Origin of the sequence: Aliarcobacter trophiarum LMG 25534 (assembly GCF_003355515.1) — a bacterium.
Taxonomy (GTDB): Bacteria; Campylobacterota; Campylobacteria; order Campylobacterales; family Arcobacteraceae; genus Aliarcobacter; species Aliarcobacter trophiarum.
In genome coordinates, this window is record NZ_CP031367.1 from 1,610,166 (window position 1) to 1,634,626 (window position 24,461).

General features: G+C 32.3%; 15 protein-coding genes, 2 tRNA genes and 3 rRNA genes. 3 read left to right on the forward strand and 17 right to left on the reverse strand.

Annotated elements, in window-relative coordinates:
• Positions 1 to 5: 5 nt before the first annotated feature.
• The 16 genes from ATR_RS08320 to ATR_RS08395 all read right to left on the reverse strand — a co-directional run bounded on the left by ATR_RS08320 (position 6) and on the right by ATR_RS08395 (position 21,230).
• Positions 6 to 1,295, reverse strand: a complete 1,290-nt coding sequence (locus tag ATR_RS08320) for a peptidase U32 family protein (RefSeq protein WP_115428973.1) — start codon at positions 1,293 to 1,295, stop codon at positions 6 to 8.
• Positions 1,296 to 1,403: 108 nt separating this feature from the next.
• Positions 1,404 to 4,271 (reverse strand): cache domain-containing protein, encoded by a 2,868-nt coding sequence (locus ATR_RS08325; protein WP_115428974.1) that lies wholly within the window; start codon positions 4,269 to 4,271, stop codon positions 1,404 to 1,406.
• A gap of 64 nt (positions 4,272 to 4,335) precedes the next feature.
• Positions 4,336 to 5,868, reverse strand: a complete 1,533-nt coding sequence (locus ATR_RS08330; RefSeq protein WP_115428975.1) for an AAA family ATPase — start codon at positions 5,866 to 5,868, stop codon at positions 4,336 to 4,338.
• A gap of 1 nt (position 5,869) precedes the next feature.
• Positions 5,870 to 6,733, reverse strand: coding sequence for an NAD(+)/NADH kinase (locus tag ATR_RS08335; protein ID WP_115428976.1), 864 nt, complete (start codon positions 6,731 to 6,733; stop codon positions 5,870 to 5,872).
• 119 nt (positions 6,734 to 6,852) lie between these two features.
• Positions 6,853 to 8,961: an elongation factor G gene (gene fusA / locus ATR_RS08340; protein WP_115428977.1), complete on the reverse strand. Its 2,109-nt coding sequence runs from the start codon at positions 8,959 to 8,961 to the stop codon at positions 6,853 to 6,855.
• 9 nt (positions 8,962 to 8,970) lie between these two features.
• Positions 8,971 to 9,438 (reverse strand): 30S ribosomal protein S7, encoded by a 468-nt coding sequence (gene rpsG, locus ATR_RS08345; protein ID WP_115428978.1) that lies wholly within the window; start codon positions 9,436 to 9,438, stop codon positions 8,971 to 8,973.
• A 15-nt stretch (positions 9,439 to 9,453) separates the two neighbouring features.
• Positions 9,454 to 9,834, reverse strand: a complete 381-nt coding sequence (gene rpsL / locus ATR_RS08350) for a 30S ribosomal protein S12 (protein ID WP_066154936.1) — start codon at positions 9,832 to 9,834, stop codon at positions 9,454 to 9,456.
• Between the two features lie 190 nt (positions 9,835 to 10,024).
• Positions 10,025 to 12,094, reverse strand: a complete 2,070-nt coding sequence (locus ATR_RS08355; RefSeq protein ID WP_115428979.1) for a TonB-dependent receptor plug domain-containing protein — start codon at positions 12,092 to 12,094, stop codon at positions 10,025 to 10,027.
• Between the two features lie 289 nt (positions 12,095 to 12,383).
• Positions 12,384 to 12,499 (reverse strand): 5S ribosomal RNA (gene rrf / locus ATR_RS08360).
• 158 nt (positions 12,500 to 12,657) lie between these two features.
• A 23S ribosomal RNA gene (locus tag ATR_RS08365) occupies positions 12,658 to 15,571 on the reverse strand.
• A 373-nt stretch (positions 15,572 to 15,944) separates the two neighbouring features.
• Positions 15,945 to 16,020: transfer RNA gene (locus ATR_RS08370), tRNA-Ala, on the reverse strand.
• Positions 16,021 to 16,029: 9 nt separating this feature from the next.
• Positions 16,030 to 16,106 (reverse strand) — tRNA-Ile (locus tag ATR_RS08375).
• A 125-nt stretch (positions 16,107 to 16,231) separates the two neighbouring features.
• A 16S ribosomal RNA gene (locus ATR_RS08380) occupies positions 16,232 to 17,749 on the reverse strand.
• The 16S, 23S and 5S rRNA genes sit together here with 2 tRNA genes alongside, the layout of an rRNA operon.
• 449 nt (positions 17,750 to 18,198) lie before the next feature.
• Complete coding sequence (locus ATR_RS08385; RefSeq protein WP_115428980.1) at positions 18,199 to 18,672, reverse strand: c-type cytochrome; 474 nt, start codon at positions 18,670 to 18,672, stop codon at positions 18,199 to 18,201.
• A gap of 62 nt (positions 18,673 to 18,734) precedes the next feature.
• Positions 18,735 to 20,927 carry an ATP-dependent Clp protease ATP-binding subunit ClpA gene (gene clpA, locus ATR_RS08390; RefSeq protein ID WP_115428981.1) on the reverse strand — a complete coding sequence of 731 codons (2,193 nt, stop codon included), beginning with the start codon at positions 20,925 to 20,927 and terminating at the stop codon, positions 18,735 to 18,737.
• Between the two features lie 3 nt (positions 20,928 to 20,930).
• Positions 20,931 to 21,230, reverse strand: coding sequence for an ATP-dependent Clp protease adaptor ClpS (locus ATR_RS08395; protein WP_115428982.1), 300 nt, complete (start codon positions 21,228 to 21,230; stop codon positions 20,931 to 20,933).
• 87 nt (positions 21,231 to 21,317) lie between these two features.
• Here ATR_RS08395 and bioD point away from each other — a divergent pair, with 87 nt between their 5' ends.
• On the forward strand, positions 21,318 to 21,956 hold the full coding sequence (bioD, locus tag ATR_RS08400) for a dethiobiotin synthase (RefSeq protein ID WP_115428983.1): 639 nt from the start codon (positions 21,318 to 21,320) through the stop codon (positions 21,954 to 21,956).
• A 53-nt stretch (positions 21,957 to 22,009) separates the two neighbouring features.
• Here bioD and ATR_RS08405 read toward each other — a convergent pair whose 3' ends face one another.
• Entirely contained in the window at positions 22,010 to 22,198 is a 189-nt protein-coding gene (locus tag ATR_RS08405; protein WP_115428984.1) for a helix-turn-helix domain-containing protein, read from the reverse strand.
• A 152-nt stretch (positions 22,199 to 22,350) separates the two neighbouring features.
• On the opposite strand from ATR_RS08405, the gene ATR_RS08410 reads away from it, so the two are divergent.
• Entirely contained in the window at positions 22,351 to 23,067 is a 717-nt protein-coding gene (locus ATR_RS08410; RefSeq protein WP_115428985.1) for a GDSL-type esterase/lipase family protein, read from the forward strand.
• A gap of 246 nt (positions 23,068 to 23,313) precedes the next feature.
• Entirely contained in the window at positions 23,314 to 24,444 is a 1,131-nt protein-coding gene (locus ATR_RS08415) for an HpcH/HpaI aldolase/citrate lyase family protein (RefSeq protein WP_115429481.1), read from the forward strand.
• Positions 24,445 to 24,461: the final 17 nt, after the last annotated feature.

Consider the following 24,461-nt stretch of genomic DNA (forward strand, 5'->3'; position numbering starts at 1 on the left):
TTTTCTTAATCTATATTATCTTCAATATTTTCTACTCTAAACATTGTAAGATAAGGCAAAGAACAAGGAAGTTGTATCTTATTTATATTTCCACTATGAACACTATCTAACTCTTTTCCACTCTCTGTTAAGATCTTTTTGAAATTTATATAATATAGTCCATCATCTTTTTTAAAGACTTTCCCTATCTCATTATCACACTCTTGTAGAACTGTATTATGTGGAGTAAAAATCTCTATATCTTCCTTTGGATATACTTTATATTTACATAAAAAGTGGTTTTCATCTTCAGTCACAAGCCCAGTTACTTCATAACTTCCTTTACTTAGAGCATACTTATGATTTTGTGAATCAGTTTTCTCAAATGGTTTATGAATTAAATAAGCATCTGTAAAACCTCTATTTTTTGTAGTATAAAGCTCTTTTTGATACTTTTGTGCATCAAATTTTTCAAGATAATAATCATCAATTGCACTTCTATATGCTTTTGCTGTAACAGCAGCATAGTATGGTGATTTTGTTCTTCCTTCTATTTTTAAACTATCAACAGCTCCGCTATCAAGTATCTCTTTAATATGAGATGCTAAATTCATATCTTTTGAGTTAAAAATATAAGTTCCAACACCCTCTTCTTCTTCAAGTCTAAATAGACTTCCATGCTCATCATTTCCAGCATATAAAGTATATTCAAACCTACAATCATTTGCACAACTTCCTCTATTTGGAACTCTTCCCATTTGAACAGCACTTATTAGACATCTTCCGCTATAAGCAAAACACATAGAACCATGAACAAAAATCTCAATCTCCATATCTGGAAGATGTTTTTTTATCTCAACTACATCTTTCAAAGATATCTCTCTAGCAACAACTATTCTTCTTACACCCATATCCCAAAAAACTTGGGCATCAAGATAGTTTAAAACATTTGCTTGAGTTGATAGATGAATATCTATCTCTGGAGCTATTTCTCTACAAAGTCTTACAACTCCAGGAGCTGCAACTATAAATCCATCTGGTTTTAACTCTGCCATAGATTTAATATGTTTTTTTAATAACTCTATTTGTGAATTAAAAGGAAAACCATTGATTGTGGCATATACTTTTTTTCCTCTTTCATGAGCATATTTAATTCCCTCTTTAAAAGTTTCAAATGTAAACTCTTTACTAGCTCGTATTCTTAAACTAAAGTGACTAACTCCACCATATACAGCATCTGCACCATAATTTATTGCAATTTTTAATTTTTCTAAATTTCCAGCGGGGCTAAGCAACTCTACTTTTTGCTTATTCATAAAATTCCTTTGATTATTTTTAATAAATTTTTGATTAAAATTAAGTGAAGATTATATCTATTTTTTAATAAATATTCAGTTTTAAGTATCTAGTAAAAAGAAGAGAGCTTAAAAGCTCTCCCATTCATCATCTTTAGAGTTTGATTTAAACTCTTTTGCTTCTATTTTTTTATTACTCTCCTTAGGAGTTGTTGTTATACTTACTTCTTTTTCAAGCTCTTTAGTACTTTGTTCACTTACAAGCACTATATTATCAACTTTTACTTGGTCTAAAGATTTAAATACTTCAATAGTTGAAATATCAAGTTGTTCAGATAATTTTTTTAATAAATCTCTATTTGGTTCATCTTTACAATCTTCATTTATATAGTTTTGTACACTATTATGAACTAGCTCATGATGCTCTTTTAAATGCTTCCAACTTTGATTTTTTGTAAAATTCATACCTTTTTGTTCTTGTTCACTAATCCATTTCCCTAAATCACAATCAGTTGGTTTTGTAACACTCCAAGGTGTTTTAGTTTGCCCTATTTTGTCAAAGTTTACAAGTTTAAATTTGATATGGTCATTTTTAAGTTTTGAAACTTTAAATACCAATTCTATATCTTCTATAGTATTTGGGTCTATTTGTTTAAACTTAGCTCTATCTGCAATTTTTAGAAGATTATTTGATAAATCAGAAGCTTCATGAGCTAAATTACTTATTACTCTTGAAGATTGAGCATTTACTTGTGTTACTCTATCTAGGACATTTATTGTATCATTTATTTGAAGTATTCCTATTTCTTCTTCTTTACTCCCTTTTGATACATCTTCTATTAGAACTATTGTCTCATTTATCCTTTTATTAAGCTCTGTATAGCCATCTTTCATGCTATTTGCTATACCTTTTCCTTCATTTGCTTTTGAAGTTGCTTTCTCTACTATATCTTTTATCTCTTTTGCAGCTTCTGCACTTCTATTTGCCAAATTTCTTACCTCTTGTGCAACAACCGCAAATCCTTTTCCTGCTTCTCCTGCTGTTGCTGCTTCTACTGCTGCATTTAGTGAAAGAATATTCGTTTGAAATGCTATTTGGTCAATTACCTCAATAGCTTCATTTATAGAGCTTACCTCTTTATTTATCTCATCCATTGCAGTATTTGTTTGAGAGGCTAAACTCTCACCCTGTTTTGAAGATTTTTGAAGCTCATTTGCCAAAATAGACATTTGAGAAGTTTTTTGAACACTTTGTTTTATAATAGCTGTAATCTCTTCAACTGCAGCTGCCGTTTGCTCCAAAGAAGCAGCTTGTTCATTGGCAGAAGTTGATAATTCTCTTGCTGATTTTGATAGGACTCCTGTATCATTATTTAACTTTGTTCCAGTTGCAACTATCATTGATAAAAATTCAGAAACTGTATGACCTATTAATTGAGTACTAGTTGCTAATGAACTCATAACGCCATTTACTTTTCCAGTATCAATTTTTGAATCAATTCCTTTGAAGTTTGAGTTTCCATACTCTATTAGTATGTTATTTAGATTTGTTAAATTATCATTTGTTCTTTCAATCATATGATTAATAGAATCTCTTAATCTCTGAATTTGTGGATTTGAAGATGTTTTTTCTATCTTATATACATAGAAACCTTGTGAAATCTTATCAATTACCTTATCTACATTTTCAATAACTTTTCCATCTTCAATATATCCATCTTTTAATTTTGATATATATGCATTAAAACTATCAACAATTTTACCTATCTCATCATCTGATTTTTTAGCTATAGTGCTTGTTTGCTCATTTCCACTTGCAATATCATTTATAGCCCTATCTAACTCATCTAGTGGTTTTATAATTCCTCTATTTACAAAGAAATTATAAATAGCAATAGCAATAATTGCTGAAATTAAAGAGAATATAAAAATACTAACTATAATATTTTTTATTTGGTTATTTGTATTTTTCTCCATTAAAGCAACTTCTGCTTCAATATCATCTACATAAGCTCCTGTTCCAATTATCCAATCCCATGGAGCAAATCTTTGTACATAAGAGAATTTAGCCTTTGGATCATTTTTTTTGTCTGGCTTATCCCAATAATATTTTACAAGTCCACCATCTTTTTTCTCATTTGTAATTTTTGACATTTCAACAAAAAGCTTAGTTCCATAAGGGTCTGCATAAGTGCTTAAATCTGTCCCATTTAATTTAGTATTTGGATGATGTATCATCTTTGGATGGGAATCATTTATCCAAAAATAGTCCCCATTTGCATATCTCATATCTCCTATTGTTTTCAAAGCTTCTGCTTGTATCTTTGCAGTTGCATTTTCAACATATTCACCAGTTCCAATAACCCAATTATAAGGAGTAAATAGCTTTACAAAAGATACTTTAAGTTGTGGAGAATCAAAGCCTGGTTTTGGCCAAACATAATCAATAAATCCCTCTTTGTCTTTTTTCGCAATATCTGCAAACTCTTTAAAGATTTGTTTACCATTTGGATCTTTATAATCATACATATCTTTATTATTTAATTTTGGATTAATTGGATGAATTAAAACAACTGCACTCAAGTCATTTATCCAAAAATAGCCAGTTTTGCCATATCTAGTTGAGTTTACTATAGATTTCAATCTATCTTGTAAAGCCTCAGCTGAAAGACTATTTTTATACTTTTCATATTCAGCTTCTAAGATAGAAAATAGGAACATTGTCTGTTTTTGAAGCTCCTCTTCAAGTTCTACTTTAACTTTCTCCACAGAAGTTCTTGCATAATAAGCTTCAACTGTTTTCATTGCTAGTGAAACATAATTTTTAAGCTCTTCCTCTTTTTTTGCATAAGCTTCTTCTTTGTATTTATTTATAGTATCAGCTGAAAAAGATTTCAGTGAATATATTGAGTCAATAGCAATAATTATAGATATTAAAACAATTGTAGCGATTGATAATATTAATAATTTTGCTTTTATAGATATACTTTTTAACATTTTGTAGCTCCAATGCAATAAAATGCTATGATTATAGCACTTTTTATAGAAAAGCTATATTATTTTAAATTTTTAATAAGTTTTTGGCAAAATCTAAAGCTTCATTTGTAACATTTTCCCCACTTATCATTCTTGCTATCTCTTTTACTCTTTGATTATTATCCAAAATCCTGACAGTTGAATTATTATCTATTTTTTCTACTAAAAAGTGCTGATTTGCACTACTTGCTAACTGTATTTGATGAGAAATTGCAAAAATCTGGTAATTTTTGCTTAAATTTATAAGAACTTTTGATATAGCTTCACTCTCTTTTCCACTTAAATTTGCATCTATCTCATCTAAAAAAAGTACTCCATTGTCTGCTATGTCAAACTGGCTAATTGCACTTAGAAGTGCCAATCTTAGTCTATTATACTCTCCACTACTTATAGTTGAAAGAGCAACTCCATTTAGCTCAAATTCAACAAAATCAACTCCACTAAAATCCAGTTTTTTATTTTTTAAACTAATTTTTACACTATTTAAATATAAAAATTCCAAATAATAATTAACACTTTTCTCTAAATTCTCTACACTTTTCTCTCTAAATTCTGAAATTTTACCAGCTAAATTAGTAACTATTTCATTTAACTTACTATAATTTTGTTCTAATTCATCTTTTTTGTAGCTAATATTATTATAATTTTCAAGCTCTTTTTGTTTTTGCTCTTTGTACTCTAAACACTCTTTTATACTTCCAAATCTTTTTAAAAGTGCTGAGATTTTTTCTATTCTATTTAAGGTCTCTTCAATATCTATCTCTTCAAGATCACTTAAAGTATCATTTGCTTTTTCTAAGATATTTGTAAACTCATTTATAGCTTCATCAAAAAAATTTGAATCAACTTCTAAAAGTTCAAGTAGCTCATTTACAGAGCTTACATTTTCAAGAATTATTGAAGCTTTTTTGCTAGCAACTTCTATCTTCTCCTTTTTTGCTAAAGCTTTTTTTAGTAAATTTAACTCTTCATACTCATTCTCTTTTGGGTTAATCTCTTCAATTTTTGCTATCTCAAATCTTGCAAACTCTTTTAAATCTTCTAAATTCTTCTCATCTTCTTTTAATTTTGCTAAGCTTTTTTCAGTTTCAATAAACTCTTTATATCTTGTATCAAAATCTGTTTTTATACCTTTAAACTCTGTAAAATTTTTATTTGCATATCTATCTAAGAATTCAATCAAAGTTTCACTTTTAAAATCACTTGTATCTCTAAGGCTTAAGTATTTTATCAAGCTATTTGATACTTCACCCAATGTTTTTTTTGATAAAGATTGACTATTTAAAAAATATCTAGTTTTCTCTTTTTTGATAGCTTTTATTATAATATCTTCTTCAAAACTTATATCAAACTCTTCATTTTTTACTCTTGAGTCGTTTAAATTAATTTCAGCAATTTCAGATTTTACATCTTCTAAACCAAATATTGCCAGTATCTCTCTCATAAGTATTGATTTTCCAGCCCCACTAGGACCTGTAAAAATATTTAATCCACCATTAAACTCTAACTCCACCTCTTGAAAAGAGAGGCAGTTTTTTATATATAATCTAGTTATCAAACTAATTTCCCCATCTTAATTTTTCACTTAACACTTCAAAATAGTCTCTACTACATCTATGAAGCATTAAAGCTTTTTGTTCTGATATTTTAATACTTATTAATTCATCTTCTTTTAACTCATACAGTTCTTGTCCATCAACTATTACAGCTGCTTTATCATTTGGCGTTTTAAACTCTATTTCAAAATCAACAGGTACTACTATTGGTCTTTGAGTAAGTGAATGTGCAGCAACTGGAGTTAAAATAAAAGCATTTGTGAGTGGATGTACGATTGGACCACCAGCTGAGAGATTATAAGCAGTTGAACCACTAGGAGTTGCTACAATTAAACCATCTCCAAAATATGTATTAAAGGCTTTATTATCAATTTTTGCTCTAATTTCAAGCATACTTGAAAGGTTTTTTCTAGCAATTACTAAATCATTAAATGCCATAATTTTTTCACCATTTATTGTGGCTTCTATCATCATTCTTGGACTTATTGTGTAGTTATTTTTTATTAAATCCTCTATAAAATTCTCTAACTCTTCAAGTTTTATATCTGTTAAAAAACCTAAAGTTCCTAAATTTATCCCTAAAACTGGAAGATTATATCCAATAGATTTCCTTACAACTCCTATTAAAGTTCCATCTCCACCAACACTTATTAAGAAATCAATATTTTTACAAAGAGTATCAAAATTAATTCCACTCTTATCTATCATATTTGCACTATTTTCTTCTAAAAGTACATTTATACTATTTTCTTTAAATAGCCTCTCTATTTTTAGATATGCCTCTTTTAGGTTTGGACTTTGTGGTCTTAAAACTACTCCAATATTCTCTATTTTTTCTAGGTGCTTATAGCTTTCTTCTAATCTCAAAGAATCCTCTTTTCTTAAATTTAAACAAAAGTATTCTACAACATCTCTTGTATAAACCTAATAAAAAAGGGAAGCATGAAATCACACTTCCCCTTAAATTTAAAATTTGTAAATACTATTTACCCATTTCTTTTTTTCATAATCTCTTCAGAAACATTTCTAGGAACCTCTTGGTATGAGTCAAACAACATAGAGTAAGTTGCTCTTCCTTGAGACATAGATCTTAAATCTGTTGAGTAACCAAATAGTTCAGATAATGGAATCATAGCAGTTACAAGTTTGATACCAGCTCTATCATCCATAGATTGAACTTGTCCTCTTCTTTTATTACAATCACCAATTACATCTCCCATGTACTCTTCTGGAGTTTCAATTTCAACTTTCATAATTGGCTCAAGTAAAACTGCACCAGCAGCTGCACTTCTACACCCTTGTTTGAATCCCATTGAAGCAGCTAATTTAAATGCCATTTCAGATGAGTCAACTTCATGGTAGCTTCCATCATAAAGTGTAACTTCAATATCAACCATTGGATAACCAGCTAAAATACCACCTTGCATCGCTTCAAAACAACCTTTTTCAACAGCAGGAACATACTCTTTTGGAACAACCCCACCTTTAATATCATTATTAAATTTGAATGTTGGTTCACTTCCAGCTTCCATTGGTTTAATCTCTAAGTAAACATGTCCATATTGACCTTTACCTCCAGATTGTTTTGCATATTTATACTCTTGCTTAACAGCATTTCTAATAGTTTCTCTATATGCAACTTGAGGAGCCCCTACTTCTGCTTCAACTTTGAACTCTCTTTTCATTCTATCTACAAGAATTTCAAGGTGTAACTCACCCATTCCTGAAATAATAGTTTGTCCAGTCTCTTCATCAGTATTTACTCTAAATGATGGATCTTCTTCTGCTAATTTCCCTAAAGCAATACCCATTTTTTCTTGGTCAGCTTTTGTTTTTGGCTCAACAGCAACAGAGATAACAGGATCTGGGAAATCCATTCTTTCTAAGATTACAGGATCTTTTTCACTAGCAAGTGTATCACCTGTGATTGTATCTTTAAGACCAACAACTGCACCAATTTCACCAGCATAAAGTTCTTTAACTTCTTCTCTTGAGTTTGCATGCATTTTAAGTAATCTTCCGATTCTCTCTTTTTTCATTTTTGTAGAGTTTAGTACATAAGTTCCAGACTCTAGAATTCCTCTATAAACTCTTGTAAATGTTAATTGTCCAACAAATGGGTCAGTCATAATTTTAAATGCAAGGGCAGCAACTTCACCTTTATCAGTTGAAGGAACAAGTACAGCCTCTCCATCTTGAGTTTCACCTTTAATATCAGCAACTTCTGTTGGTGCTGGTAAATACATAGCAACTGCATCAAGAAGTGGTTGAATTCCTTTATTTTTAAATGATGTTCCACAAACCATTGGAGTTATCTCCATAGCTAAACATCTTTTTTTAATTCCAGACACAATCTCTTCTTCAGTTAATTCAACACCTTCAAGATATTTATCCATAAGCTCATCACTTGATTCAGAAGCAGCTTCAACAAGTTTTTCTCTATACTCAGCAGCCATATCAGCTAAATCAGCTGGAATCTCTTCAATTTTATACATTTCACCAGCTTGAGCATCTAATGTATAAGTATAAGCTTTCATCTTTACTAAATCAATCATTCCTCTAAATTGGTCTTCAGCACCAATTGGAATTTGAAGAGGAACTGGATTAGCTTTTAATCTATCTCTTACTTGAGCCATAACATTTAAAAAGTTTGCACCAGTTCTATCCATTTTATTTACATAGATAATTCTAGGAACTCCATATTTATTTGCTTGTCTCCAAACAGTCTCAGATTGTGGTTGAACTCCACCAACTGAACAAAATACTGCAACAGCACCATCAAGAACCCTCATTGATCTCTCAACTTCAATAGTAAAATCAACGTGACCTGGAGTATCAATAATGTTTATTTGTAACTGCTCATTTGTTTTTGGATGATTCCAAAAACATGTTGTTGCAGCAGAAGTAATTGTAATACCTCTTTCTTGCTCTTGCTCCATCCAGTCCATTGTTGCAGTACCTTCATGAGTCTCACCAATTTTATGAGAAATACCTGTATAAAAAAGGATTCTCTCTGTACTTGTTGTTTTTCCAGCATCGATATGAGCTGCAATTCCTATGTTTCTTACTCTATTTAAGGGTACTTTTCTTGCCATAATTTTTTCCTACCATCTGTAGTGTGCAAATGCTTTGTTAGCCTCTGCCATTCTATGTACATCTTCTTTTTTCTTAAAAGATGCTCCTCTTTCGTTTGCAGCTTCGAATAGCTCGTTTGCTAATCTCTCTACCATTGTTCTTTCATTTCTTTTTCTTGAAGCATCAATTAACCATCTTAAAGCCAAAGTTTGTCTTCTTACAGCTCTTACTTCAACAGGAACTTGGTATGTAGCTCCTCCAACTCTTCTACTTCTTACTTCTAAAAGTGGTTTAACATTTTCAACTGCTTTTTCAAACAGGTCAAAACCTTTTTCTTCACCTCTTTTATCAAGGTTTTCTATTGCACCATAAAGGATTTTTTCAGCAACAGATTTTTTACCATCTAGCATAATTGCATTTACAAATTTTGTGATCACTTTACTATTGTAGATAGGATCAGCCATTATTTCTCTAACTGGAGCTTTTCTTCTTCTCATTTTCTATCCTTCTACTTATTTTTTAGCTTTTGGTCTTTTTGTACCATACTTAGATCTAGATACAGTTCTGTTGTTAACTCCAGCTGAATCTAACGCACCTCTTACAATGTGGTATTTAACCCCAGGTAAATCTTTTACTCTTCCCCCTCTTACTAACACTATTGAGTGTTCTTGAAGGTTATGTCCCTCTCCACCGATATATGAAATAACTTCAAATCCAGTTGTTAATCTAACTTTTGCAACTTTTCTTAAAGCCGAGTTAGGTTTTTTTGGAGTTGTTGTATATACTCTTGTACATACTCCTCTTCTTTGTGGACATTTTTTAAGAGCTGGTGATTTTGATTTCTCAACCACTTTTTTTCGCTCTTTTCTTACAAGCTGTTGTATTGTAGGCATTTCTTTCCTTTATAATATTTGGTTTGAGTAGTTATAGCCCCACTCATGCTTCTCGTAATCTTCAAAATATTTTGAAGCGATACTACCATTCTAGGAAACTACTGTAGTGTTTTCTAAAAAAGTTTTGCATTATATCTAAATATATTTAAGTTTTGCTTTATTACTCTACCTTTAGCACATTTTATTTTATTTAGAATCTAGCTTTAACTCCTGCAAAATAGTATGTTCCTACATTTATATCAGCATTTGTATCTACTTTTTGGTTAAATATATTATCAACTCCACCATATAATGTAAAAATCTTATTTATATCGTAAGAAAGCCCCAAATCAACTAAAGTATAATCATCTATCTTCTCTTTATTTTGAGCATCTTCATACTGTTTTCCAATATATCTAATATTTATATTTGATTTTAAAGGTTCTATTATTTTGTAACTAAGATTTAAAGCTGCACTTATACTAGGAGTAAATGTAAGTTCTTTATTTGTACTTTTATCTTTTGTATCAAGATATGTAAGATTAAAACTACTTTCAAAACTATTTGTAAACTTATAATCCAAATTTAACTCTAGCCCATTTATATTTACTTTATCTAAATTTTCACTAGTATAATATTTAGTCCCACCAGTTCCATATGCTTTTAAATCTATTTTATTTTTAATATCTGTTCTAAAAATTACAAATTCACTAATAAAACCATTGAAATTATTTTCATAAGCTATCTCATAGCTATTTGACTCTTCTGGCTTTAAATCATAAGAGTTCGTTTTAAATGGTGGGAAAATAACATCTGCTCCATATCTTTTTCCATCTTTGTAAAGTGGACTTACTACATAAAGTTCTGCAATATCAGGACTTCTATAACCTTGAGAAAAGTTTGCTCTTATTTTATTGTTTTCTCCTAGTTTTTGCACAACTCCTGCTTGAAATGTTGTTTTATTATTTGCATTTGAGATATCATCATATCTTACTCCAACAGTTGCATTTAAGCTATCAGTAAACTCTATCTCATCTTGCAAATATATAGCTTTATACTCTATTTCTTTTCTAACAAATTCACTAGATTGTGGATTTTTATTAATTGCTGCACTATCTCTTCTCTCTTTTCTATAATCAAGCCCAAAAGTAAGTAAATTTGAGTTATTCAAAGAGTAAGTTGTAATACTTTCTACATCATCAATTCTTACATTTGCACTAAATTTCTTACTTACAGCACTATCAAAATTTATAGCCTTTGTCTCATTTCTTTTTTTATATATAGATGTATAATATCTCAATGTTGTGCTTAAATCATCACTTATATCATATTTTACAAATATCGAACTATCATATCTATGATTTTTATCTTTTGAGTTTATCGGCGTATTCAAAACCATTCCATTTTGACCTATTTGTTGAGAACTTCCTATATAATCTCCTTCTCTATCTTCATTGAAATAGTTAACATCAGCTCCTAAAGTTAAGCTGTCTGTAACATTTTTTTCCAAAGCAACTCCCACACTATTTAGAGTTGAACTATCTCCATAGCTTACTCCTAAAACTCCACTTTTACCATTTTGAGAATGTTGTGGAATAGGAGTTCCATTTTGTGGGTTTATTACCTTTTGAGAATAATTTTTATCTTTTTTAAATGAAGATGTATCTAAAGTAGAAGCATAAACCTTATATTTATAACCATCTATATTCCCCATTGTTGTAAAATTTGCATTTTTTTGTCTAGCTTTTGAATAAGCATTTGAACCATATTTTAAATCAATAGTGGTATAGTTTCTATCTTTTAAATCTCTCTTTGTAATAATATTTATAACTCCACCAATAGCATCACTCCCATAAAGTGTACTCATAGAACCCTTTACAATTTCAATTCTTTCAATCATTGAAGTTGGAATTCTATTCATCTCATACGGTTGTTCCGTCTCTCCACTTAATCTTTTTCCATCAAGCAGTATCAAAGTTCCATTTGGACTAACTCCTCTTATAGAAACAGAACCTTTTGATGCTGAGCTTGGATGTGGAAATCTTCCTAATTGTACATTTATAGATGGAACTTTTTCTAACACTTCTCCAATGGTTGTAGCACCAACTTTTTCTATATCCTCTTTTGTAATAATTACAGTAGATGCACTAACACCGTCTATACTCTTTTCAGTTTTTGTTGCTGTTGTAATTTTTACTTCATCTAACCTTACTTCAGTAGCATTTAAGCTCTCTAAAACAATAAACGAAACGAAACTAGAAACAATAATTCGCTTTTTCAATTTTAATCCTTTTAATAATGATAATTTGTATCATAATAGATAAGATATTGTATTTTCTTGATTTATATCAACAATTTAATATATTTTTCTAGTTTATTTTCTTCATAAATAAGATATCTTGTAATTTAAATATAATTGTAGGTTGTAAAAGTCGAAGAAGAGGTATATAGTTTGATAAAATAAGAATATATTTTAAAAGAGAGGATTGTAGGGAATAAAAAAGCTTACCTTGAATTACTAAGAAAGAGTAAAAGAAGGTAAGCTTATTGTAAAAGTTAAAAACTCAATAAGCTGGCGGCGACCTACGTTTCCACAGGGGGACCCTGCAGTATTATCGGCGATGAAGTGCTTGACTACCAGGTTCGGAATGGGGCTGGGTATTTCCACTTCTCTTTAACCACCAGCAAATTTGAGTGCTAAAAGCTTGAGATAAACTCTTAACACTCAAATTGCGAGATTGAGAAATTTAATGCTAAAGTCTTTTTTGTATATCTATATATATTCAACACATATTAAACATAATAAATATGCTTAATAAGATAGTAAACCAAAGAAAAATTGTTAAAAATAAGCCAAACGTTCTATTAGTACTGGTCAGCTAAAGGGCTTACACCCATTACACATCCAGCCTATCAACCAGCTAGTCTTGCTGGGAACTTCAGGGAAAGTTCATCTTAGAGTTGGCTTCGAGCTTAGATGCTTTCAGCTCTTATCACATCCCAACGTGGCTACCCAACGATGCTCTTGGCAGAACAATTGGTACACCAGTGGTTGGTTCATCCCGGTCCTCTCGTACTAGGGACAAATCTCTTCAACTTTCCTACGCCCACGGAAGATAGGGACCGAACTGTCTCACGACGTTCTGAACCCAGCTCGCGTACCGCTTTAAATGGCGAACAGCCATACCCTTGGGACCGACTACAGCCCCAGGATGCGATGAGCCGACATCGAGGTGCCAAACCTCCCCGTCGATGTGAGCTCTTGGGGGAGATCAGCCTGTTATCCCCGGCGTACCTTTTATCCTTTGAGCGATGGCCCTTCCACGCAGAACCACCGGATCACTATGACCGACTTTCGTCTCTGTTCGACTTGTTGGTCTCACAGTCAAGCTAGTTTATGCCATTATACTCAACAAGCGATTTCCAACCGCTTTGAACTAACCTTTGTAAGCCTCCGTTACTATTTAGGAGGCGACCGCCCCAGTCAAACTACCCACCAGACATTGTCCTGAATGAGGATAACTCATCGCAGTTAGTAACTCAAATATTCAAGGGTGGTATCTCAAGGATGGCTCCGACTCTACTTGCGTCTAGTCATCATAGCCTCCCACCTATCCTGCACATGAATATCCAAGCTACAGTGTCAAGCTGTAGTAAAGGTGCACGGGGTCTTTCCGTCTTTCCGCGGGTAGGAGGAATTTTCACCTCCACTACAATTTCACTGGATCCCTCTTTGAGACAGCTCCCATCTCGTTACGCCATTCATGCAGGTCAGTATTTAACTGACAAGGAATTTCGCTACCTTAGGACCGTTATAGTTACGGCCGCCGTTTACTCGGGCTTCAATCAAATGCTTCGCTTGCGCTGACATCATCAGTTAACCTTCGAGCACCGGGCAGGCGTCACACCTTATACATCCACTTACGTGTTAGCAAAGTGCTGTGTTTTTGGTAAACAGTCGGGAGGGACTCTTTGTTGCAACCTCCTTGGCTTTTGAAAGCAAGTTTCTATACCATGGTAGGCACACCTTATACCGAAGATACGGTGCTATTTTGCAGAGTTCCTTAAAGAGGGTTCTTCCACGCGCCTTAGAATACTCATCCCACCCACCTGTGTCGGTTTACGGTACGGGCAACATATAATATACTTAGTGGCTTTTCTTGGCACGACAGTATCATCGATTCTCCATCTCCTCCGAAGAGTGTCAAGAGCCTGTAAGATCTCGGTCTATTGTTAAGCGGATTTGCCTACTTAACAACCTACATCCTTCGACCCACTATTCCATCAGTGAGCTCGATTAACTCTATGCGTCCCCACATCGCGCTTATATGTTGGTATTGGAATATTAACCAATTTGCCATCGTCTACACTTTTCAGTCTCGACTTAGGACCCGACTAACCCTACGATGACGAGCATCGCGTAGGAAACCTTGGGTTTTCGGCGTTAAGGATTCTCACCTTAATTATCGCTACTCATGCCTGCATGCTCACTTCTATCCGCTCCAGCACTCCTTACCGGTATACCTTCAACGCTGAATAGAACGCTCTCCTACCACTCAATTAAAAATTGAATCTAAAGCTTCGGTGTACATCTTAGCCCCGTTATATTTTCCGCGCAGAATCACTAGACCAGTGAGCTGTTACGCTTTCTTTAAAGGATGGCTGCTTCTAAGCCAACCTCCTGGTTGTCACAGTAACTCCACATCGTTTTCCACTTAGATGTAACTTAGGGACCTTAGCTGTTAGTCTGGGTTGTTCCCCTCTCGACGACGGATTTTATCACCCACCGCCTGACTCCTGTGATTCCACATATAGTATTCATAGTTTGATAGGGTTTGGTACCGCGGTAAGCAGCCCTAGCCCATTCAGTGCTCTACCCCTATATGCTACAACACAAGGCTATACCTAAATATATTTCGGAGAGAACCAGCTATCACGAAGTTTGATTGGCCTTTCACCCCTATCCACAAGTCATCCCGAGACTTTTCAACGTCAATGGGTTCGGTCCTCCACTGGCTCTTACACCAGCTTCAACCTGCTCATGGATAGATCACTTCGTTTCGGGTCTGCAGCATCTGACTATGTCGCCCTATTAAGACTCGCTTTCGCTACGGCTTCGCACTTGGCTTAACCTTGCCAGACACCACAACTCGCAGGCTCATTATGCAAAAGGCAGTCCATCACCCTGATAAATCATAGGGCTCTGAATGATTGTAAGCTAATGGTTTCAGGTTCTATTTCACTCTGCTCGCTGCAGTACTTTTCACCTTTCCCTCACGGTACTTGTTCACTATCGATCTGTAAGTAGTATTTAGGATTGGAGGGTGGTCCCCCCAGCTTCAGTCAAAATATCACGTGTTCCGACCTACTCAGGATACCATTAAAGTTATTGAGAATTTTAATTACAGGAGTTTCACCTTCTACGCTCTAGCTTTCCAACTAGTTCATCTATCCTCTTTAATCTTATATTATGGTCCTACAACCCCCTATACAAGTATAGGGTTTGTCCTAATCCCAGTTCGCTCGCCGCTACTATGGGAATCTCATTTGATTTCTCTTCCTTTGGGTACTGAGATGTTTCACTTCCCCAAGTTCGCTCTCCGTAGAGTAATATATATCTCTATATATTGGGTTGCCCCATTCGGAAACCCACGGATCAAAGCTCTTTGGCAGCTCCCCGTGGCTTATCGCAGCCTAATACGTCCTTCTTCGCCTCTTACAGTCAAGGCATCCACCATTAGCCCTTAATAGCTTATTAAAATCTAATAAAATCTTACAACTTTATTTAGATTAGTTTTTCTTGCCTATAAATATAATTCCTTATATTTATAAATTTGATAATATTCTTTGGCTACTATCTTATTAAACATAAAGTCTAATAATTTAGTTGTGTTATCTATAGTTAAATTTAATTATTACATTAAATCTTAGATATGAAATTTTTTTATTTAAAATTAAATACTTCTATTTAACTTTACGAAAAAATTTTAAAGACTTTAACATTATATTTTTAAATATCTTGCTACTTCAAATAACTAAAGTTATCTCAAGGTAACGCTTTCTGATTAAAACCAGATATAAACTCTTATTTATAAAAGCTTATATCTAACTTCTCTTTCTTTATCTCTATATGGTGGAGAATAGCGGGATCGAACCGCTGACCTCCTGCGTGCAAAGCAGGCGCTCTCCCAGCTGAGCTAATTCCCCATAATAATCTGGTGGGCCTATCAGGACTTGAACCTGAGACCTCACGATTATCAGTCGAGCGCTCTAGCCAGCTGAGCTATAGGCCCCATATTTACCTATAAATTATCTGTTGTTCTTCAAATAATCTTTACAAACTAAATATATGTTGTTAAAAGTAAGTTTCTTTATTCATTTTTTATATTAAGAACCAAATCTTAATATTTTTTCTTTGAAAGGAGGTGATCCAACCGCAGGTTCTCCTACGGTTACCTTGTTACGACTTCACCCCAGTCGCCAAATCCACTGTGGAAGGTAGCTACTTTAGCATCCCCGCTTCGAATGAGTTCGACTCCCATGGTGTGACGGGCGGTGAGTACAAGACCCGGGAACGTATTCACCGTAGCATAGCTGATCTACGATTACTAGCGATTCCAACTTCATGTAGTCGAGTTGCAGACTACAATCCGAACTGGGAGATATTTTATAAGATTTGCTCCACGTCACCGTATTGCAGCTCTTTGTATACCCCATTGTAGCACGTGTGTAGCCCTGGACGTAAGGGCCATGATGACTTGACGTCGTCCTCACCTTCCTCCTACTTGCGTAGGCAGTCTGTTTAGAGTTCTCAGCCGAACTGTTAGCAACTAAACACGAGGGTTGCGCTCGTTGCGGGACTTAACCCAACATCTCACGACACGAGCTGACGACAGCCGTGCAGCACCTGTATATAAGCTTCTGCAAGCAGACACCAATCAATCTCTTGAAAGTTCTTACTATGTCAAGTCCAGGTAAGGTTCTTCGTGTATCGTCGAATTAAACCACATGCTCCACCGCTTGTGCGGGTCCCCGTCTATTCCTTTGAGTTTTAATCTTGCGACCGTACTCCCCAGGCGGTACACTTAATGTGTTAACTGCATTACTGCAAGATCAAGTCTCACAACAACTAGTGTACATCGTTTAGGGCGTGGACTACCAGGGTATCTAATCCTGTTTGCTCCCCACGCTTTCGCATCTCAGCGTCAATAGTGTTCCAGTAGATCGCCTTCGCAATCGGTATTCCTTCTGATCTCTACGGATTTTACCCCTACACCAGAAATTCCATCTACCTCTCCCACATTCTAGATTAACAGTTTTCAAAGCAGTTCTATAGTTAAGCTATAGGATTTCACTTCAAACTTATCAATCCGCCTACATGCTCTTTACGCCCAGTGATTCCGAGTAACGCTTGCACCCCCCGTATTACCGCGGCTGCTGGCACGGAGTTAGCCGGTGCTTATTCATATAATACCGTCATTATCTTCTCATATAAAAGGAGTTTACGCACCGAAATGTGTCATCCTCCACGCGGCGTTGCTGCATCAGACTTCCGTCCATTGTGCAATATTCCCCACTGCTGCCTCCCGTAGGAGTCTGGACCGTGTCTCAGTTCCAGTGTGACTGATCATCCTCTCAAACCAGTTATGTGTCATTGTCTTGGTAAGCCATTACCCCACCAACTAACTGATACAATACAGGCTAATCTCTTACCAATAAATCTTTCCCTTTTATACTTCTGTATAAAAGGAATATAAGGTATTAGCAAACGTTTCCATTTGTTATCCCTTAGTAAGAGGCATATTACCTATACATTACTCACCCGTGCGCCACTTAGCTGACAATTATAGCAAGCTATAACCCGTTCTCGTTCGACTTGCATGTGTTAAGCACGCCGCCAGCGTTCACTCTGAGCCAGGATCAAACTCTCCATAAATTTTTTGATTAAATCTAATTTAATCTTTATGTAGTAGTTGAATCTGACTTTTTTGTTTTTAATTACTTAATTACAAAATTATCACTCAAATTTATAGACAAGTTAATAAATACTCTTCAATATTTATCTCTTGTTCAATTTTTTTTACTTTTAACAATCATGATATTTAGTTTACAAAGATTACTTCATTAAACTCTCAATATCTCTTTTAAAGAACTCTAATCTAACCCCTCGGTCAAATTGGACGGGAATTATAGTGCCTTTTTTCCTCTTTGTCAAGAGCTTATCACTTAATATACGCTTAAATTCTGAATTTTATAGCTTTTTTAATTCTTTTCTCTTCTTAATGTCGTATTTTTGGGGTTTTTAAAATTATCTGTAGTTTTTTTATTGCTTAATTTTGCTTAATTGGTTTTTATAAGAAATTTGGACTTTTTGTCCAACTTCCTTTAAAGTTTTGAAATATAATCTGCTAGAATTTCAATTTCTTCTGGTGTTTTTGTCTCAACATGAGTTTTCATAAGATTTTTCATAACTCCACCATAAGTTCCATCTTTATAACCATTTAAAGCTTTTATAACTCTATTTTTATCCCAACCTGTAATTGCTTGAGATTTACCTAAAGCCTCTTTTTCACCTTTTAATCCATGGCAAGATGCACATGTTTTAAATAGAGCTTCACCACTTAGTTCAGTTGTCGCAACTTCTACTACTTGTTTTGGCTCTTCAACTTTTGGTTCAACCTTTACTTCAGTTTTTTTCTCTTCTACTTTAACTTCTGGTTTTACCTCTTCAGGCTTTTTTTCAACTTCTTGTGTAACTTCTTGTTTTGAAGGCACTTGCTCTTTTATCTCTTTTTTATCTTCTGTACAACCAATAAATAGTAATAATGAAGTTGCTGCTACTATAAGACCTTTTTTCATTTCATCCCTTTTTTTTAAATATTCTTTTGAAATTGTATCAAATTGATTGTAAAATAATTGTGTTATTCATAGATAAAAACAAATTCACTCTTAAAATCTATCTTTACAACTCCACCATTTTTAAGCTTTCCAAATAAGATTTCATCTGTAAGAGGCTCTTTTATTTTTGTCGCAATTACTCTATTTAATGGTCTAGCTCCCATAGTTTTATCATAACCTAACTTTGCTAATTCATCTTTTGCTTTTTTTGTTATCTCAATTTTAATTTTTTTATTTTCAAGTTGTATCTCTAAATCTTCTATAAATTTTCCTACAACTTTTGAGACAATATCAAGGCTAAGACTATCAAAACTAACGATACTATCAAGTCTATTTCTAAATTCAGGTGCAAAAAATCTATTTATTGCCCTATTCTCATTTAGCTTCTCATTTTTTGCAAACCCCATAACATTTGCTTCAGCTACTCCTAAATTTGAAGTCATTATCAAAATAACATTTTGGAAATCTGCTTTATTTCCACTATTATCTGTCAGTTCTGCATTATCCATAACTTGAAGTAAAATTGACATCAAATCAGGATGAGCTTTTTCTATCTCATCAAGAAGCAATACTGTATGTGGATGTTTCCTTATACTTTCAGTCAAAAGTCCACCTTGTTCAAATCCAATATACCCAGCTGGTGCCCCTATAAGTCTTGAAATAGCATGAGCTTCCATATATTCACTCATATCAAATCTCTCAAAATGAATTCCCATTTGTAAAGCCAACTCTTTTGCTACCTCTGTTTTTCCAACTCCTGTTGGTCCAGTAAATAGAAAGCTTCCTATTGGTTTTTTATCAACTCCTAAACCTGCTTTATTTATCTTTATAGCTTTTACTATTTGCTGTACTGCACTATCTTGTCCAAAAACTCTTTTTTTCATATTTTTTTCAAGGCTTTTTAGTAAAGATAAATCTGACTTTGTTGCACTTTTTGGTGGAATTTGTGCTATTTTAGAGATAGTTAGTTCTATATCTTTTTCATCTATTAATATCTCTTTAGCATCTTTTTTATTTATCTTTTTACTAGCAGCAACCTCATCTATTACATCTATTGCACTATCTGGAAGAAATTTATCATTGATATATTTTTTACTAAGTTCAACTGCACTTATTATGGCTTTTTTAGAGTATTTTACACCATGGTATTTTTCATACTCCCCTTTTAATCCATCTAAAATAGTTATTGCATCTTCGATACTAGGCTCTTTTATATCAACTTTTGCAAACCTTCTATTAAGAGCCTTATCTTTTGAAAAGTCATTTCTATACTCAGCAAAAGTTGTGGCTCCAATACATTTTAAACTTCCATTTGCTAAAAGTGGTTTTAATATATTTGAAGCATCCATAGCACTTCCACCAACACTTCCAGCTCCTACAATTGTGTGAATTTCATCTATAAACAGTATTGCATTTGGAATTTTAATTATCTCTTTTAAGAGTGATTTTAGTTTTTTCTCAAAATCTCCTCTATATTTAGTTCCAGCTAACATTGAACCCATATCTAGTGAAAATAGTTGTGAATCTTTTAAAAACTCTGGAACTTCACCATTTGCTATTTTCAATGCCAAACCTTCAGCAATTGCAGTTTTTCCAACTCCTGGCTCTCCAACTAAAAGAGGATTATTCTTTTTTCTTCTTCCTAAAATCTCAATAACTCTTGATAACTCACTATCTCTTCCAATTACTGGGTCTATTTTTTGATTTTTTGCTAAATTTACTAATTCACTAGAGTTCTCTTCTAATACCTTGTCATTTTTCTCTTTTTGCTCTTTTGTATCTGTTTCTTCATCATCTTTATGAGAAATCTCTTCTAAAATATCAACTCTTTGAATTCCCAATTTCTTTAGTAAATATGTAGCATAGGCTTTTTCATCTTTTAATATTGCTACAAACATATCTTCAACATTTGCTTTTGTTTTTCCACTACTTTGAGTATGAGCTATCATATATTCAATAGTTGAAGAGAGAGCTATTGTCTCTATTGGTTCATCACTAAAACCATCTGGAAGCATTGGAGTATTTGCCTCTATATAGGTTTTTAAATCATCAAACAAAGCTTTTGTATCAACTCCTAAATCTATAAACATATCCTCTATTGTTGTGCTATTTATAAGCATCAAAAAAATATGTTCTAATGTCAAATATTCATGTTTATTTGTTTTTGCATAACTTATTGCTTGTGCAAAAATATGTCTTAATTCTTTACTTATCATCTCTTACTCTTCTTCCATAACAGCTTTTAAAGGAAAACCTTTCTCTCTAGCCATATTTTTTACTTGTGCCACTTTTGTAGAAGCAATTTCAAAGCTATAAACTCCACAAAGCCCTTTTTGGTTATTGTGAACATCTAGCATTATAGCTTCTGCTTCACTTGTGTTTTTTCTAAATACTTTTACCAAAACCTCTATTACAAAATCCATAGTAGAGTAGTCATCATTTAGTAAAAAAACATTGTATTTTTTTGGTTCAACTACCTCTAAATCTTCATTTAACTCAATTTCTATCTCATTACTCACTAAAAAATCCTTAAAACTATTAATATATTAATTATGATAATATCACTTTTTAAAAAAACCAAATATTATATCAAAAAAGAGATTATTATGAAAATCAACCCAAATGATTATGTAGGAAAAGCGATATTTATAACAGCAACTAACACAAATGTAGGTAAAACCTATGCTAGTGAAGTTTTTTTAAAATATTTTGCAAAACAGGGTTTGAAAGTTGGATATTTTAAACCAATTGAGACAGGAGTAGAAAACAACTCTCCTCTTGATGGAGTAAAAATGTTTGAACTTGTAAAAAAACTAAATCCTAATTTTTTAAAACTTACTATAAATGATATTGTTCCTTACCAATTTACTCTTCCTGCTTCTCCTTATGTTGCAAAACAAAACACCTTTTTAGATATTGATTTTTTGATAGAGAAGAAAGAGTATTTACAAACTTTGTGCGATATTTTGATTATTGAAGGAGCTGGTGGCTTGATGGTTCCTATTAAAAAAGATTTTTTTATGATTGATTTTATAAAAGAGCTAAGAGTTAAAACATTTTTGATAACTTCTTCAAAACTAGGATCTATAAATGATACCTTACTTTCACATGAAGCTTTAAAAAATAGAGAACTAGATTTTGACTTTTTTATAAATTTGTATGAAGATAAAGATAGTTTTGAAGAGGTTTCAAAACCATTTTTAAAAGATTATTTTGGTGAATTGAAGTTTTTACAGGATTTATAGAACATAGAGTTTAAGGCTCTATCTCTTTTTTAATTTATTATTTAAATTTAATCCTATTTTTTATCATTTAATCCTTCAAATATTTTTTTAAGCTCAATTGCATTTTCTTCAGCTTTCTTTATAGCATCTTCAATAGCAAAACCTTGAATTATAATTTTATAAAGATTTGGTTTATTCTTCCTCCAATTTCTCAAAGTTTTAACATCTATATTTAAAAATCCCGCCATATCTCTTTGTGTCATTTTTTACCTTTTTTATAGAAAAATACAAGAGTTTCTTTTTATATTCAACAAGGAACAAATACCCTCTTTATTTCAAAAAAATGAACTTATTTCCCTTTTTAATTCTTTATGAGGTATTATTTCCCCATAAAATTAATTTAAAAGGTAACATAATGTTAAAAAAGTCTTTTTTACTTATATTTATTGGAGGAATTTCTTATTTTTTTGGAGCATTAACGGTTCAATATAAATTATTTCCATTTAGCGAAATAGTTAAAATAAGAAATTATGTTAAAGAAAATAGTAATCTTATAAATTATAGCCCTTATTATTTAAGTAAAGTTTCCCAATTTAATGAATTAAAAAATAGTAATGATTTTTCAATTATTATGATTGGTGATTCAATTACAGATGGAGCAGAATGGTATGAATTATTAAAGAATAATGAAGTCCAAAATAGAGGTATTGGAGGAGATACAACAAATGGAGTTTTAGATAGATTAGATACTATAAATAAATCTATTAAAAAAGCATTCATTATGATAGGAATAAACGATATAGCTGGATACAAAGAAGTTGATGAAATTTATAATAACTATACAAAAATTTTAGAAAATTTAGAAAAAAAGAATATTAAAGTATATATTCAATCAGTTTTATTTGTAGGAACAAATTATCCAAACTCTGTTCATTTTAATAAAGAAGTAAAAAATTTAAATAAAAAACTTGAGAAAATGGCAAAGGATAAAAATATAGACTTTATTGATTTAAATTATATTTTTGCTCCTAATAATTATTTAAAAAGAATATATACTGATGATGAAATACATCTAAATGGAAAAGCATATATTTTGTGGGCAAATGAAATTCAAAAATATATATTGGAATAAAATAAATCAAAAATTGCATAAATGGACTATAAAGATTAAACTATTTTTTTGAAAGAACTCCAAATTATAGTTCTTTCATTTTTTTATAAAATCTCAATTATTATAATAAGCTTAAAAATATTTTCTATTTCAAAACATATAAATTGATTTCATTTTAAATTGTGTATAACTTCACTATTAGTTTTTTATGTAATAATTTCATTTCGTAAAAAATCAAAAGAAATTTAAAGAAAGGTTGAAAATATGATGACTTCTGCGATAGATTTATCAAAACTTACAGCAAAAGATGACTTAACTCCAGTTCTTGGTGGTTATTGGCCAGGGATTCAAATTTATTATCCCCCTATAAAGTTTAATCCTCTAGATGGTTCTTATGAGAGTATAGAACAAGCGAAATTAAGACTTCAAAAACATGCTTATAATACAAGAGCTCACACAGTTCTATTTGACTTAGAAGATGGATGTAGACAAAAAGCTATGAGTAGAGAGCTTTTAATTCAAGAGTTACCAAAATTTCCAGAAAGAGAGTTTCAAATAGCTATTAGAATAAACCCTTTTAGAACTGAAGAGTATGAAGAGGATTTAAAAATGCTTAAACAAATTCATCAATATATAGATGTAATTGTTTTAGCAAAAGCTGGAGAAGTTTATGGAAGTGCTGAGATTAGAGATTTATCATCTTGGCTTATCTCTATTGGAAGTAATCTTACAATTCAACCAATCGTTGAACACCCAAAATCTTTAAAAATTGCTGATAGATTAATGGAGTACTCAACTGTAAAACATATTGTATTTGGAATTCATGACTTTTCAAAAGCTATGGCATATAAAATCACTCCAAAAAATTGGATTGATGAACTTGAAACTTACTTTGATATGCTAACACTTGAAGCAAGAATTAAAGGAAAAGGGGTAATTGGTGGAGTTGAAGTTATGCTTACACCACACTCACTACCAAGTAGTTGTGTTGAGAAAAAAGATATTAGAAGATGGTTAGATTTACATGGTGATGAAGCTAGTAAATATGTATATTCACATGCTTTAAGAGAGAGTTCTATGGGATTAACAGGTAAACAAGTAATAACACCAAATCATATTAATATCTGTAAAGTTGCATTTACTCCTAGTCCAAATGAGATAGCAAAAGATGTATCTATCTTAAAAGCAGCTCTTGAAGCTGATGCACTTTTAAGTGGAGCAATTAGATATGAGGGTGAAATGCTTGATCCTCCAATGTTTGGTAAATCTTTACAAAATATTTTAAGAGCTTATGCACTTAAGAGTTTAACAAAAGAGGACGAGCTTTTTGCTCTTTCAGTATTAAATAAAATGCCTATTAATACATTTAAAGAAAACTGGCCATATGGTCAATTATAATAATCATAGGAGATTAA

Excerpts from the sequence above, each read along its gene's own strand:
- ATR_RS08320 (WP_115428973.1), bottom strand. The coding sequence starts at position 1,295 with ATGAATAAGCAAAAAGTAGAGTTGCTTAGCCCCGCTGGAAATTTAGAA.
- ATR_RS08325 (WP_115428974.1), bottom strand. The coding sequence starts at position 4,271 with ATGTTAAAAAGTATATCTATAAAAGCAAAATTATTAATATTATCAATC.
- fusA (WP_115428977.1), bottom strand. The coding sequence starts at position 8,961 with ATGGCAAGAAAAGTACCCTTAAATAGAGTAAGAAACATAGGAATTGCA.
- rpsG (WP_115428978.1), bottom strand. The coding sequence starts at position 9,438 with ATGAGAAGAAGAAAAGCTCCAGTTAGAGAAATAATGGCTGATCCTATC.
- rpsL (WP_066154936.1), bottom strand. The coding sequence starts at position 9,834 with ATGCCTACAATACAACAGCTTGTAAGAAAAGAGCGAAAAAAAGTGGTT.
- ATR_RS08385 (WP_115428980.1), bottom strand. The coding sequence starts at position 18,672 with ATGAAAAAAGGTCTTATAGTAGCAGCAACTTCATTATTACTATTTATT.
- clpA (WP_115428981.1), bottom strand. The coding sequence starts at position 20,927 with ATGATAAGTAAAGAATTAAGACATATTTTTGCACAAGCAATAAGTTAT.
- bioD (WP_115428983.1), top strand. The coding sequence starts at position 21,318 with ATGAAAATCAACCCAAATGATTATGTAGGAAAAGCGATATTTATAACA.
- ATR_RS08405 (WP_115428984.1), bottom strand. The coding sequence starts at position 22,198 with ATGACACAAAGAGATATGGCGGGATTTTTAAATATAGATGTTAAAACT.
- ATR_RS08410 (WP_115428985.1), top strand. The coding sequence starts at position 22,351 with ATGTTAAAAAAGTCTTTTTTACTTATATTTATTGGAGGAATTTCTTAT.
- ATR_RS08415 (WP_115429481.1), top strand. The coding sequence starts at position 23,314 with ATGACTTCTGCGATAGATTTATCAAAACTTACAGCAAAAGATGACTTA.